The sequence below is a fragment of the Loktanella salsilacus genome (assembly GCF_024206795.1).
GTDB lineage: Bacteria > Pseudomonadota > Alphaproteobacteria > Rhodobacterales > Rhodobacteraceae > Loktanella > Loktanella salsilacus.
In genome coordinates, this window is record NZ_CP072994.1 from 1270530 (window position 1) to 1284558 (window position 14029).

13 protein-coding genes are annotated in these 14029 nt (G+C 57.3%); 4 read left to right on the top strand and 9 right to left on the bottom strand.

The annotated features are described in order from the left end of the window. Positions 1–8 precede the first annotated feature (8 nt). Together KBW81_RS06305 and KBW81_RS06310 are read right to left on the bottom strand one after the other, a co-directional pair. Positions 9–1211 carry a PQQ-dependent sugar dehydrogenase gene (locus KBW81_RS06305; protein ID WP_245754086.1) on the bottom strand — a complete coding sequence of 401 codons (1203 nt, stop codon included), beginning with the start codon at positions 1209–1211 and terminating at the stop codon, positions 9–11. A 229-nt stretch (positions 1212–1440) separates the two neighbouring features. Continuing rightward, the gene (locus KBW81_RS06310) at positions 1441–1812 is read right to left on the bottom strand and encodes a c-type cytochrome (protein ID WP_254248712.1); all 372 of its coding nucleotides are present in this window, start codon (positions 1810–1812) and stop codon (positions 1441–1443) included. Between the two features lie 614 nt (positions 1813–2426). Between KBW81_RS06310 and KBW81_RS06315 the strand changes: the two genes are divergently transcribed. From KBW81_RS06315 to KBW81_RS06325, 3 genes are read left to right on the top strand one after another with little or no spacing between them, the layout of a single operon-like run. After that, complete coding sequence (locus KBW81_RS06315) at positions 2427–3299, top strand: pyridoxal-phosphate dependent enzyme (protein WP_411914379.1); 873 nt, start codon at positions 2427–2429, stop codon at positions 3297–3299. Then, positions 3292–4458: a M24 family metallopeptidase gene (locus tag KBW81_RS06320; RefSeq protein ID WP_254248714.1), complete on the top strand. Its 1167-nt coding sequence runs from the start codon at positions 3292–3294 to the stop codon at positions 4456–4458. Before KBW81_RS06315 ends, KBW81_RS06320 begins: the two co-directional genes overlap by 8 nt. Continuing rightward, the gene (locus KBW81_RS06325) at positions 4455–5207 is read left to right on the top strand and encodes a maleate cis-trans isomerase family protein (protein ID WP_254248715.1); all 753 of its coding nucleotides are present in this window, start codon (positions 4455–4457) and stop codon (positions 5205–5207) included. The genes KBW81_RS06320 and KBW81_RS06325 overlap by 4 nt, the downstream gene beginning before the upstream one ends. Before the next feature lie 181 nt (positions 5208–5388). On the opposite strand, the gene KBW81_RS06330 is transcribed toward KBW81_RS06325, so the two are convergent. Next, positions 5389–5940 carry a 2OG-Fe(II) oxygenase gene (locus tag KBW81_RS06330; protein ID WP_090183852.1) on the bottom strand — a complete coding sequence of 184 codons (552 nt, stop codon included), beginning with the start codon at positions 5938–5940 and terminating at the stop codon, positions 5389–5391. 889 nt (positions 5941–6829) lie between these two features. Between KBW81_RS06330 and KBW81_RS06335 the strand changes: the two genes are divergently transcribed. Further along, complete coding sequence (locus KBW81_RS06335) at positions 6830–8047, top strand: MFS transporter (RefSeq protein ID WP_254248716.1); 1218 nt, start codon at positions 6830–6832, stop codon at positions 8045–8047. 137 nt (positions 8048–8184) lie between these two features. On the opposite strand, the gene KBW81_RS06340 is transcribed toward KBW81_RS06335, so the two are convergent. The 6 genes from KBW81_RS06340 to KBW81_RS06365 all read right to left on the bottom strand — a co-directional run bounded on the left by KBW81_RS06340 (position 8185) and on the right by KBW81_RS06365 (position 14021). Then, complete coding sequence (locus KBW81_RS06340; protein WP_254248717.1) at positions 8185–8688, bottom strand: aggregation factor core; 504 nt, start codon at positions 8686–8688, stop codon at positions 8185–8187. A 144-nt stretch (positions 8689–8832) separates the two neighbouring features. Further along, positions 8833–9195: a VOC family protein gene (locus KBW81_RS06345; RefSeq protein ID WP_254248718.1), complete on the bottom strand. Its 363-nt coding sequence runs from the start codon at positions 9193–9195 to the stop codon at positions 8833–8835. Between the two features lie 1158 nt (positions 9196–10353). After that, the gene (locus KBW81_RS06350) at positions 10354–11385 is read right to left on the bottom strand and encodes a Hint domain-containing protein (protein ID WP_254248719.1); all 1032 of its coding nucleotides are present in this window, start codon (positions 11383–11385) and stop codon (positions 10354–10356) included. A 333-nt stretch (positions 11386–11718) separates the two neighbouring features. Then, positions 11719–12513 carry an SDR family NAD(P)-dependent oxidoreductase gene (locus tag KBW81_RS06355; RefSeq protein ID WP_254248720.1) on the bottom strand — a complete coding sequence of 265 codons (795 nt, stop codon included), beginning with the start codon at positions 12511–12513 and terminating at the stop codon, positions 11719–11721. Between the two features lie 175 nt (positions 12514–12688). Continuing rightward, positions 12689–12991, bottom strand: coding sequence for a DUF1330 domain-containing protein (locus tag KBW81_RS06360; RefSeq protein WP_254248721.1), 303 nt, complete (start codon positions 12989–12991; stop codon positions 12689–12691). A 13-nt stretch (positions 12992–13004) separates the two neighbouring features. Then, positions 13005–14021 carry a zinc-binding alcohol dehydrogenase family protein gene (locus KBW81_RS06365; RefSeq protein WP_254248722.1) on the bottom strand — a complete coding sequence of 339 codons (1017 nt, stop codon included), beginning with the start codon at positions 14019–14021 and terminating at the stop codon, positions 13005–13007. Positions 14022–14029 lie beyond the last annotated feature (8 nt).

Genomic DNA, 14029 nt, shown 5'->3' on the forward strand with positions numbered 1-14029 from the left:
GCGCAGTATCAGCTGCCTGGTGTCAGCTTGTAGATGGTGCCCTCATCAACGGATGTATAAAGACTTCCGTTCGGTCCAAGGACAACCGAGCGGAAGCGCCCGGCCTCCATTGGCAGGGTCATCTCGGTCACGTCCTCGACCGAAAGTGTGCCATCGTCCTCATAGAACTGGATGACGTCGATCCGCTGTCCAAGCGGCGTGCCGCCAAAACCGATCCCCATGATGCCGACAACCATCGCACCGTTCCAGTCGCCCCACTGCTCACCTTCGAGGAAGGCCGCTGACGACGTGCCCTGCGACCAGCCGTTGTTTTCCCATACAGGTGGCATGGCGTCGGGGTATGTTGCGAAGTCTGTCATCGGCATAAAGGCGGCCCGCTCGTAACGGTTCATACCCTCGTTCTGATTTGGACTGTATCCGCAATACCCGTCCGGGCAGTCGCCGCGGCCTGCCATATTGGCGCGTGGGTCCCAGCCACCGTTGCCACCATTCACCAGCACGGTAATCTCATCCGAATGCCAAGGGCCATGCTCTGCGATGACGGCCTGTCCGGTTTCAGGGTGAAACGCGATGCCCTGCACGTTGCGGTGGCCATAGGTATAGGTGCGCGGGTCAAATCCTTCGGGTGGGCTGTTGTCAGGGTGAGCCTGCCCATCTGTATCCATCCGCAAAACTTTGGACCCCATCAGTGTCGGGCTTTGCGGGATCTCCTCGTTGTGGTTGTCACCTGTCGTGAGCCACAGCGCGCCGTCTGGACCAAAGCGAACGCGTCCGCCGTTGTGCGCACCTGGACCACCGAAGGGATGGTCCGACGCTTCCATTTTGTATGGCACATCGTCCACGATGTCGGTCCGGTCCGCGACGCTCGTAAAGTCTTCGTTCAGGGTGAACCGCATCAGCCGGTTTGTATGAGGCGCGGACATGTTCGAGGTCGCATAGACGTAGATCCGACGGTTATTATCGAAGTCGGGATCAAAAGCGACGCCCATCATCCCGGCCTGGCCCTCGCAAAAAAGGTCAGCGCCATTTTCTGCGTAGCCTTCCGTCTCGCCCACGCCATATAGCGCATTGACGGTGCCATCGGGCATGCGCACAGACAGGCCGCTGCATTTCTCGGTGAATAGCATCGTGCCATCATCCAAGAACGCCATATCCCACGGATTTTCTAGCCCCTCCAGCACGACCTCCTGCTGAAGACTAGTTGTGTTCATCCCGCTTTGCGCAAGCGCAGGCGTTACGAATATGGATGTTCCTATGAGCAACGATGTAAAAAATGGACGTGATAAAGTCATGATTTCCTCCCAGATTTCAATGAAGCAGAGGTATGACGTCGCACTGGTTGTCCGCTGACACACCTGGCCGTTACACAACCCTAGCAGGGTCTGAACGTGAATCAAGTAAACCCGCGGTTCAGTGAATTAGCCCCGAGGGCTGCGGAGTTCATTCAAAAGCGGTTGTGACGTAGACTGCAAGGCTCGCGATCTCTAGGTCCGAGAGGCCTTTTGCGTTCTGGATCATCAAGACCGAGTTGGGTCCGATCCGCTCTCCTGCGCGATAGGTTTCTAGCTTTTCAACAATGTATTCCGGTGTCTTGTCGGATAGCTTCGGATAGCTCGCGACGCCCTGCGCTTTGTTGCCATGACACCCACGGCAGCTCCGCGTGAATATCGACTTCGCAGCATCCAAGTCCACATCTTCGGCTATGACCGCGGGCGCTTCGGTTTGTTCAGCTTCCGTTGCGGCGTGACTTTCAGCCGAGGCGACAGATCCGTAAAAACCCGTGATTACGGCAAGCGCGTAAATTCTTAACATCTGCAGTTCCTCCCAAAACAGCTCCTCCTACAACCTTAGCTTGCCTGCGCCACGCGTCTAGTGGGTAGCGCAATGACAGTGCCGCGTTCAGGTCGCAGGCCGCACGGGGGCCGATTGCGGGCGCTTCACGACCAGTCCGGCGCTATTTCAGCATTAGCTAGATCAAGCTCGGTCGTCAGTGTTTGGAATTTTAATGGCAGCGCTGACAGCGCACTATCGTCGAAGCGAAGTCCGAGGTGCCGCACCGCAATTCGCGCAACAAGGTGGGCTTGGTCTTTATCACGCCGCCTTTCGTTCGAAAGCTTTGCGGCAAGGCGCGGACACCTCGTTGCGGATCTATGGATGGCGATGATCTGAAGAAATGTCCCGTTACCGCTATTAAAGCTGCCCACTCTGTGCCCTCATACATGCGAGCGAAGCAGCATTAACGACGAGGGGGATGCGTGACACAGGTATTTGTAAATCCATATCGGGGTCGCGGTCTACCCGATCTTCAGCCAACGCCTGGCGCGCGTGCGCGTGCGGTCGCCTCCCTTCTGGCGCAGTGCCCGAAGCATGAACAGACCCCGCTGCGCGACGTCCCCGCTCTTGCTGAAATGGCGGGTGCCGCGCGCGTGACGATCAAGGACGAACGCGGTCGCATGGGTCTTGGCAGTTTCAAAGCGCTGGGGGCCGCCTATGCCATCGCGCGTGAAGCTGCTGCCGCTGGCGGTGCATTACCAACAGCCTTGACCGGACGCACCTATGTGACTGCCAGCGCTGGCAATCACGGCCTGTCAGTGGCTGCTGGCGCGCGCATTTTTGGTGCTGCGGCAGTCATCTATTTGGCGGACACCGTACCCGAAAGCTTTGCCGCGCGGTTGCGGGGGATGGGTGCGCAGGTCGTACGTGCGGGCGCAGATTACGAGGCGAGCATGGTTGCGGCGGGTCATTCGGCCAAGGCGCAGGGTTGGACGCTGCTGTCGGACGGGTCCTGGCCGGGATATGTCGACCTGCCGTTTCGGGTGATGGAAGGCTACCGACAGATCGCGACGGAAATCGTGGGCCAGATGACCGACCGGCCGACCCATGTCCTGCTGCAGGCTGGCGTCGGCGGCCTTGCCGCGGCGGTTGCGGCGGAACTGCGCCTTGCATGGGGTGACGGCCCCCAGATGATCGTGGTCGAACCCGAAGCGGCCCCGGCGCTGATTGACAGCATCCGTGCGGGGCGGGTCGTTGTGACATCCGGTCCTGTCTCTGCGATGGGACGGCTGGATTGCAAAACGCCGTCCATGCTGGCGTTGGCGGATCTGGCACGCGACGCCGATGGCTTTGTCACCTTGACGGAGGAAGAGGCGGCGACAGGAGCCGAAGCCGTCGCCGCCGCCGGATTACCATCGACACCATCAGGTGCTGCCGGTGTAGCGGCACTCTTGGCGGGGCTGGACGGGATCAATGCCGAAAGCCACGTGCTTTGCATCCTTAGCGAAGGGCCGGAAAATGCCTGACGGTTCGATGATCTTTCCGGCGGATGAATATCGCCGCCGGATCAAGGCGCTTCAGGCCGAAATGGCAATCGGCGGGATGGATGTCCTGCTTTTGACGTCACCCGCGGATATTTTCTACACCACAGGGTTTTTGACACGGTTCTGGGAAAGCCCCGCGCGGCCATGGTTCATCGTGGTGCCTGCGGCGGGCGATCCGATTGCGATCATCCCGACGATTGGTGCCGCGCTGATGGGGCGCTGCTGGATCACGGACATCAGGACCTGGCGAGCCCCTGACCCGGTTGATGACGGTGTCAGCCTTCTGGCCGAGGCGTTGATCACATCCGTCCCTGCCGCGGGCAGGATCGGCCTGCCAATGGGGTTGGAAACGCATCTGCGCATGCCGCTCGCGGATTACCTGCGCGTGCAGGACCTTGTCGCACCGCGGCAATTTATCGACGGAACCGCCGCCGTCTGCCGGGTCAGAGAGATCAAGTCCGAGGCTGAAATCGACAAGATTCGCGCGACCTGTGACGTGGCCAATGCCGCCTTTGATCGCGTTCGGGATTTCGCACAACTTGGCACGCCTTTGATCGACGTATTCCGCGACTTTCAGGTGGCCCTGCTGCAGGCAGGGGCCGACTGGGTCAGCTATGTCGCAGGGGCTGCGGGGCAGGGTGGATATGGGGATGTTATCTCGCCCGCCGACAACCGGCCCTTGCAGTTAGGCGACGTGCTGATGCTGGATACGGGTGCCGTACGAGACGGTTATTTTTGCGATTTCGACCGCAACTTTGCGATCGGCCCGCCCAGCGATGCGGTGCGCCGCGCGCATGACGCGCTGTATACCGCGACCGATGTGACACTGACGGCGCTGCGCCCCGGTATGCTGGCCCGGGATGCGCACCGGATCATGGCAGAGGCCCTGACACGGGCGGGTGCAGTGGCAAGCGGCGGCAGGTTGGGCCACGGTCTTGGGGTGACCTTAACCGAATGGCCGTCGCTGACCCCGCTGGACACAACAGAGCTACGCGAGGGGATGGTGCTGACACTTGAACCCAGCGTGAACATCGCCCCAGGACTGATCATGGTGCACGAGGAGAATATCGTGTTGCGGGCGCATGGACCCGAATTGCTTTCACGCCGTGCGCCTGCCGCATTGCCAGTGATCTTGCCATGAAGCAGATTAAATTTGATCTGACAGGTCCCATTGGCAGCAAGGCCACTTTCGGGCTGATCGTGCTTCAGGCCGACGAAACGCTAGAGCAGGACTTTCGCCGCCTTTTTCCCGACCGCGACATTGCGATCCACATCAGCCGTATTCCGTCCGGCGACGCCTTAACGACCGATACGATCGCCGCAATGAAGGCTGACCTACCGCGTGCGGCGCAGCTTTTTCCGCGGGCTGCTTTGTTCGATGTCGTGGGCTACGGCTGCACATCCGGCACGACCCTGATCGGTGCCGCAGCGGTGGCAGACATGGTTCGCCAGGGCGTTGTAGCGCCCGTTGTTACTGATCCCCTGACGGCGGCTTTGGCCGCTTTAAAAGCGCTTGGCGTTCTGCGGATAGGTCTGGTGACGCCCTACGTCGCGACCGTCGCCGGCCCCGTGCGCGACGCTTTCGGCACCGCAGGGTTTACGGTGGTCGATACCGTGACGTTTGGCGAGGAGGAGGAGGCGAAGGTAGCCCGGATTGCGCCGGCTTCGATCATGGCTGCGGCCCGTGCCGCGTCGATCGGGGCAGAAGCGATCTTTCTGTCCTGCACCAATCTGCGCACGCTCGACATCATCGCCCCATTGGAATCGGAACTCGGCATTCCAGTGCTCAGCAGCAATCAGGTTCTGGCCTGGCATATGGCGCAGGCGGCCGGGGCACCCTTGGCAGCCGACGCGCCCGGACGGCTGTTCGAAGTGTCGGCGCGTAAATAGCACCCAGCACTCTGCCTCGGCCTGTGCATGTCGATGACGGCCGGTGCATAGTCTATGCATTATCGCCCCGGCCCCTTTGCGCCGGACGAACAGCATTGCATCCAATTCTGCGACTGGTTCATGACCTATTCGACGTAAGGTAGCGCTACCGCAACATCAGCAATGTCAGCTAAGGGCCGTTTCAGCGGAATGCAGGACCGTGCGCCCAAACAGTCATCGAATGCCGTATACCACTTTTAACCGGCGTCACCTGATGAAGCGTGAAACTGGGAAAAATGCTAACACACCCCTGAGCGCGACCAGCTGTGAGAATTTGTGCGCCCGGCATGACCTCCAAGTCACCGCCTTCATAGGTATCGGCACCGCTTAATTGCAGCACCAGAGTGAGCTTTCGTTTTCCAGAGGCAGGACCGCTACCAATATCGGAGTGCCATACGAAGTGGCCGCTATCTGAGGACTTGTAGATCGCCACCTGCGGGCTTTCGGCAAACTCGCGCAGATCGAATTCAAAATGATCCCTGTTTGATTTGCGAACCAGCTCGATCAAGCGGTCCATCACCCACTCCATACCAACCACGTCATCTGTCCAGACCAACTCAGATTTGCGAAGATTGTGATCTTTATTGCTGCCGACGAGGAGGGCTTCATTGGTTGGCGATTGGGAAATCATCGAAATAATCAGCTCACATTCACTCTTAGTGAACGCATCAGGCATCGCATGTATTGAAAGCATTCCGTCCACCTTTTCGATTTTCAATGAGTCAATTTTCGCAAGAGCGCTGGATTGCGAAGAACAATTTAGCAAGAAGACGCTCGACCCAACTGACTGACACCCAATCAATTACTGGATCGAAAACGATCTTTTCGATGCGCCGTTGGACTTAGCTATTTGAAACTGGGCTAAAGCCTCATTTGCTTGTCGAACAGTCTGACGATCCGGCACGAAGGCAGTAACCGCAGTCTTTGGCCATTTTGGCGAAGCATCTGAGACAGCGCATTACCGTGCGGTGACAGCGATCCTGACCCAGACGGGATATGGCTTAGTGCATTTGTCAGAGCCGCGCCCACAACGCGGAATTGCCAGATTCAATTATGCAGAAATATTAGCCGGCAAGCCAGCAGCGCAGGCCGACGAAAATGCGTTCCTGAACCCGCATTGCTGAACCTTCTTTCGACACACTACAGGAGTCGCTATCGGTGCGCCATAGGCGATAGTATTTGGCGGGTTCCACAATTGATCGCAAATTCAGGTGGTAAAGCCTTTTAAAGCTGACTTTTCAACGACGGCTGGCTGCCGTCGCTTTGTTAGTGCAGCGGTAGTCTGACCTTACGAATTCTGAACAGTACGTAGGATCCTTGCATCCTGGCGCGTTGATGTATGGAGGCGTTCGTGGAACCGCACAAATGGCTGGTAAGTTTGGTGTTTGCATAAGGGATCCTCCGATCCACCATACCCTTCCACAGTCACAACCCGACGTTGACATAACATCATATCATGAGATGCTGCGGCGCGGCGAACGGCATAAAAAAGCCCCTTCTGACCGATGCTGTGGTCCGCACCAATGGCTGCTCCGCTTCGACCGCAAACATTTAGCCTATGAGGAAAAGCTTGGACATGGCCATTGAAACGCACTGAACGCTTTTGCCTCTACGTTGCGCTGACGGCGTTGACCGCCCTGGCCATCGATGGCGTGCTGCCTGTGATGCCCATGATTGAGGCTGACCTTGCAATTGCGCCTCCGTTTTCCGGCGCACAGATCATCACCGTTTTCGTGTTGGGAATGGCCGCAGGTGAGCTGCTGATTGGCCCATTTAGCGACGCTGCGGGACGGCGCCCTGCCGTCATCGCGGGTCTTATCGTCTTTGTCGTCGGCACAATTCTCGCTGCCACGGCGGATAGCTTTGCCGCTGTGGTATTCGGACGCTTCCTTCAGGGCGCAGGCGTTGCGGGACCAAAGATCGGCACACGCGCGATGATCCGCGACCGCTATGCGGGAACTGATATGGCGCAGGTCATGTCGGTCATTTTCACTTTGTTGATCCTCGTTCCGATGATTGCGCCAGCTGTCGGTGCTGTCATTGCGGCAACATTTGGCTGGCGCGGCGTATTCTGGGCTTATCTGGTGCTGGCGGCCGGGCTCGGTGGCTGGCTATGGACCCGTCACCCCGAGACGCTGCCCGTCGAAAAGCGGATACCTCTGCAATTTCGGCGCTTGGCACGAAACACCCGGACGGTGCTGTGTCGCCCCGACGTGACGCCCGTCATCATAGCCACGGGCTTTATCTTTGGTGCGCAGCTTACCTATTTTGCTGTGGCGGCAGAGTTGTTCGGCGCGATCTACGATCTCTCGACTGCGATGCCCGCATTTTTTGCCATTCTCGCGACGGGAACCGGTGCCGCGCTCCTTCTGAACGTGAGGTGCGTTGGTCGCACCGGCATGGAGGCTCCGATACTTGCAGGTGTTGTATTGCTGGGCGTGTCAGGGGCCGCGCTTCTGGGAGCGGCAGCACTGACTCAGGGGCACCCACCATTGGCGGTCTTGCTCGGTCTGGGTTGGCTGGGTTTCTTCGCCCTCGGCCTCCTGTTCGGCAACCTCAATGCGTTGGCGATGCGCCCGCTCGGTGATCTTGCTGGCCTAAGCTCCACCATCATTGCGTCGATCTCTAGTCTTGTGGCCTTTATCTTTGCCACGGCAGTGGAGGCGATGGCAGCAGGTCCCGTCTGGGCTATTGCATGGGCTTTCGCACTTGCTGCGCTGCTATCTGCCGTCCTAATTATCGGCGCAATTCCGGTCAGTTCGCGCAAGGAAATCTTTCGCGCGTTCCACAGCTTTAGATGATCTGACAGGCAATATCCTAAATGAGGGCCCAGCAGGAATGCCGGCTTTGCGGTGAGATGCGGAGGTCCGAAACAAAAAAAATGGTTGCCGAAAGCCGCGTCTAATCTGCCAGTTCTAGCGTGAGGATTGGTAAAATCCTATGAACATACCGGGGTGATAAGAGAGGCTTCGGAGTTTGACGAAAACGAGGCGCGCGTTGACGTGTTTTCAACCGTCAACGCGACTGTGGCACCCTCAATCTCAGAGCCAGATACTGTGATTTCGCGCCCACCAGCAGTGTCATCCACGTCGATTGTAAACGCGATCCGTTCGTCAGGACCAAGTGCACCAATATTTAAGACAAGTTTGTTGTCGCCGTCCTTAACAGTCGGAAGCATAGTCAACGTCGCCTTTCCCGCGACAAGCTCAAGCGGCTGAAATACTTCAACGCCTGCGCCAGTGCTGGTCACATCAAAGATCAGACCCGAAGCTGATCCAGACAGGTCCAGTTCCAACGTTGCGGCAGTAAGCGTGCACGCCCCAGTATTGTGAAATGTGAATCGATCTCTTGGTGCGCCTTCGTCGAAGCTAACGACGACATCTGCGAACGCAGGGCTCGATAAAATGAGCACGGTGGCAGCGAGAAAAAGCTTCTGCGTCAATCTCTTGGTCCATCTTCTTTGCGATCGTCTGATCATCTGTTCGGATACTGACTGATCTTGACTTCAAATACTACGTTGACCCTACCTCAAAAACGAAGTTTTTCGGAAGAGCGATGAAGACATGTGAGGTGCTGATATAGGCGATCATCGCAATCGTTCGAGCAGCTCAATCCGGTTTCCGAACGGATCATCAATGTAGATCCGGCGAATGGTCGGCAAATCGATATCACGTCGATATGCCACTTTCCGATTTTGAAGATGCTGAATAGCTTCATCGAGTGACGGGGCGCCGAAAGCAGGGTGGGCCTTTTTTGCTGGAATGAATGGTTCCTCGACGCCCAAATGCAGATCGATGGCAGCACGGGTGAACCAAACGCCGCCGCGGTCTTTCAAAATGGCAGGTTTTTCGACTTCCTCGAAACCCAAGACGTCAACATAGCATGCTCGCGCTCTATCTTCCCCATTCACCGGCATTGCCAGTTGAACTTGGTGCATAAATTCAATCATAAGCAGCGGCTCCTTAGGCTGTTGTACAAAGTATATCGCACAGGGTGAGGTTACCAAGGCAGGCAGTCGCATTTGCCGCGTCCCTAAAGAACTTAAAAAGATTGTTTGTTGTACGCTCGGCAAGGTCTGGTGTGCGGGCAATGCTGCTACAGCCCACAGACGGCTCTATCATTTGACCGGTGTCTTTAAGCCATAAATAATGCGCAAATCTCTCGTCTGTTGCCCGAACCATGGCACAGTTCCGCCAAGCGGCTTGATCGATGTACAAAACGGCTGCAACCTCAACCGGTCGGCGTTCTAATTGAAGAATGTCCGTTTAAGGATGATCGGATAAACGGAAAATCTGACTGGATGGCCTGGCTGGAATGGAACCCGCCGTTTAGGGTTTGCGATCTGTCTATGTCCGCTGGGAACCGCTTGATACAGATTATAAAATCTTACGCCAATTAGAGGCCGCGATCATGCAATACTATCAAGCTTGGTTTAATACGCGTGATATGCGCGCTGAGACGCCGTTTGATCACATCGGCTAGGTGTCTAGTCCCAGCATTTCGTGGATCGGATTTGGGATGAATCGATCTGGCTCTGAATTCCAGATTTCTACGAGTGGGTGCGTTCAACGGGTGGCGATATCGATCCTGGTCCGATCCGTTTTCTGTTGTGCGAACATATCCTGCAGACAGCAGCCGTTGACCTAGGTGACATGGTGCTTGGGCAAAAAAGGCGCGTACACTCAGCCTATTCTCTCTTTATCGCGACAACGTTGCACCCTAAGAGGCACCGCAAAAAAAGCTTGTCAGGCTTGGGATTGCCCCGAACAATTGTGGCGACCTCGCCTACAACCGTTTGGTATTTCCCGTTGCCGATACAGAACGGATTTGCCGTGACCTTATGTCTGCTGTTCCTCTCTCTGAGCGGTCGCGAGAGATCGGCTGCACCAGGTCGTAGGCAGAGAGCCTATGCCACGGCGGCGCAATTAATCCCATCGCGACGCCGGGCGGCGGTATCGGCCTGATAGACTTCGCACTCACTGAAATCGCCGTTTTCTTAAATGGATTTCCGGTCTTCCAGAAATGGAACCGGCGGATAATGTGGATATGACGCGCGCGGTCTTAACCCGCTCTTTACAACACGTCATCGACGCCGCTGGTAGTTCAGTTAAGCCGCTTCCATCTGCTGCGCGAGTGCGCTGCGTATGACCTGCGTCTCGTACCCTCTGAGGACGGGCCGCGCTGTTGATCCGTAATTTTCGAAACCATCAGCCAGACTTGGGAATATATCCACGATTTTAGCGCGGTCATCATCTGACAACAAAAGTTCACCCTGCTTGGCCGGATGGAAGCTTTCGACATCGACACCGTTACAATTCAGGATTTCATGACGGTCAAAAAGGATATGGAAGTATTCGACATATCCCCCCGCGCTTTGGGTGATCGGTGCATCGCCCACAAGATGTTTTGCCGCGGTAAGGCATTCGGAATTGCCAAAGTGCAATTCGTTCAAAGTATCGCGCAGCAGGACTCTATGTTGGGGTGATAGTTCGAAGGTTTTATGGCACCCAAACACACCCTTTGGGATTTGTATTGGCGCATTCTTTCCGCGGGCAATTAGCCTTTTCGATCCGATCCACCGAATGGGCTGCGGCCCATGATCGAGCGTTTCAACCAAATCGCCAACTGCAAGTTCCTCAACCGATCGCATGCCGTTCGGGGTTTCAAGCATGCAACCGCGCGTGAAACAGACATAGTCAGCATAGGTAAATACGGGCTCGCCCGCGACCTGCGCGTCGGGCTGATTGTCGAAGTTTATAATCTCGTATGCGCGCCCTTCGACCAAAGGGTATTCTGACAACGTGTAGGTAAAGCTTTGTTTGCCCTGTTTGCCGTTAAGCAGAATGACCTCGAAAGTGACGTCATCGATCGGGTCATAAATGGTCCAACCTGCGTCCGCATTCACCGAGATGTCTTGGTATGTCACGGTTCCGTCGACCGTTATCGTTGCCGTCGCCGTTTCTTGGCTGCCACCGACATTGTCATCCAGCGTCAATCCGTCCACGCCTGTTTCATTATCGGTAATGACTGCGGTACCGGTGCTTCCGGTGAGGGGGGAGTAAGTGAAAACGCCCGGCGCGGAATCGAAACCGCTGGCGTAAGGGCTCTCGAGGTAAACATTGAAGGTGTAATCTGCCATTGCTTATACCCTTAGAACGTTGGTCTTGAGGAGATTTATTGCTCTAGTTTAGGTATCTTTTGAGGCAAATCGGGCGCGAATTAAGGTAATTTTGTGGCAACCTTGGCAAATGGGATGCCGCAGGCCCCCGTTATCGCCCGTTCTTGTGTGCAAAAAAAACTGATACCCAATGGCTTTTTCAGGGCCGTGTCTTGTTAGGGTCCGTTGTCTTTTCTGTCGGCGATGAGTGTTTGCCAGCCACGTCTGTATCGGATTTTGTGCAGACTTATCGTGCAGTGTCGCATCAGGCACATTGGGCTCGAACCGGACTTTACTACATACATCTCACGGGGTTCAGCGAAGCGCTAAAAAAGGCTTCAACATCTTATCCACGGCACCGGCAACAGTTGCGCAAAGCGCTTCAGGATAGCGGGGACCGAAGCGGCGTGCATCGTTGTCAAAGTAGCGGCCTGTGGCATCTGCGAATGCGTCAGAAAGGGCGGCGCGGGTCAGGATGTCGACGCCGATGTTCAGATCGTTCCCTGACGTGCCAAACCCTTCGCGCACCATCTTTGTCGCTAAAAGAGAGCCCGGGTTGACCGCGATAGAGGCGGGCCCCGCCGGATGCTGCGCTGCGAAGTGCTGGCTCCAGAGTGTGATGGCAAGCTTGCTTTGCGCATAGGCGTCCATGTCTTGCATCGGGCGTGCGCCAGCTAATGCCTGCAGGTCCACCGGGGCCTGCGCGGCAGAGGATAGGTGGATGATGCGGCCGCCCAATGGAACCGTGGGCAGCAGTTTCAAGGTCAAAAGGGCAGGGGCCAAGGTGTTGACGACAAAACGGACGTCTAACCCGTCGTCGGTGATGGTGTGGTCTGTTTTGAAGACGCCAGCGTTGTTGATCAGCACATCAATCCGGGGATGCGATGCTGCAATCTGCTCCGCCATCGCTGCCACTTGCGACAGGTCCGAAAGGTCGGCCAATGCGGTCGTGATGTCGGCCCCCGTCTTGCGCAGGGCCTCTGCCGTGGTGGCGAGTTTGCCCGTGCTTCGGCCATGAATGATCAAGTCATGGCCTTGCTTTGCAAGCGCCTCGGCCGCCGCGCGACCAATACCGTCTGTCGCACCGGTGATAAGAATGATCTTTTTCATGATGAGGCCTTAGCTGGATGCGGGCAGCACGTCGCGTGCAAGCCGGGAAAAAGGTGTGTCGGTACGCGCGCGGTTCAAGCGCACATTGACGGCACCGTGGTGTCGCGGATGTCACCGAATGCCGCCCCCAGATGGATGGGCTGCGGGCCGCCCCTTAGGGGACAGCCCGCATGGCTTAGGCTAAATCGTCTTGCCCCTTGATCAGCCAGTGAAAGCTGTCTGACCCCGCCTGCCGCGCGTCCAGATGCGGTGCATACTCTGGGTCTTGCATGAACGCTTTGGCCGCGTCCGCGGAAGGCCATTCGATCAGGACACGCAGGGCGGCGCCGCGCTGAGGCCCTTCAAGCTGTTCGTGGCTCGACGTGCGCGCCAGATATTTGCCGCCGTGGCGTGCAATCACCTTGTTGGTGGCTGGCAGATAGTCGGGGATCCAATCGTCCTTCAAGGGCGTGACTTCAAGAATTGAATAGGCCGTCATTGGTGTTTCTCCTTTATGCTTCGTTGGACAGGCCGGGCAGGACCTGCTTGCCGATCACACGGCCCGTTTCCTGACGTTTGTGTGCTGCGGTCAGGGTTTCGACCGTCAACACATCGGCGCGTTCGGTCACTGTGGATGCCAATGTGCCGTCGTCCAGCATGTCGGCGACACGGTTCAGCAGATCGCGCTGCACCGCGATGTCGGCGGTGCCGAACATCGACCGTGTGAACATGAACTCCCACGAAATGCTCAGCGCTTTGAACTTGGCCGGTCCGATGTTCAGGTTGTCAGGATCGTCGATCAGCGCGACATGGCCGCGCGGCGCAATCAGGTCCACGATGGCGGCCCAGTGCTGGTCGGTCGCCGTCAGCGCAGCCACATAGGTCGGCGCAAGGCCAAGGTCGCGCACTTGCGCAACAAGGTCACCGCGGTGGTCGACCACATGATCGGCGCCCATCTTGCGCACCCAATCTTGCGTCTCGGGCCGAGAGGCGGTCGCGATGACGGTCAACTTGGTCAGCCGTTTGGCCAGCTGGATCAGGATAGAGCCGACACCGCCAGCGCCGCCAATGACCAGCAGGCTTTGCCCTGCGCCGCCGCCTTCGGTCAGGCGAAAGCTGTCAAACAGCATTTCCCATGCCGTGATCGTCGTCAGCGGCATGCCCGCAGCTTCGGTGAAATCCAGCGACGCAGGCTTGCGCCCGGCGATGCGTTCATCAACCGCGTGAAATTCTGCGTTGGTGCCGGCGCGGGTCACGTCGCCAGCGTAAAATACCGCGTCGCCAACGGTGTAGCCTGTCACCTCTGCGCCGGTTTCCACAACCACGCCGGCCGCGTCAAAGCCAAGGATGCCCGGCCCGCCCTCTGGCGCGCGATTGGCGCGCAGTTTCACATCTACCGGGTTGACCGAGATGCCTTTGACGGCAACCAAAAGATCGCGCGGTCCGACCTGCGGGCGATCCAGATCAACCATTTGCAGTGCGCCGCTGCCATCCACGGGGCCGGTCTGCGTATATCCAATAGCTTTCATGTCTGCGA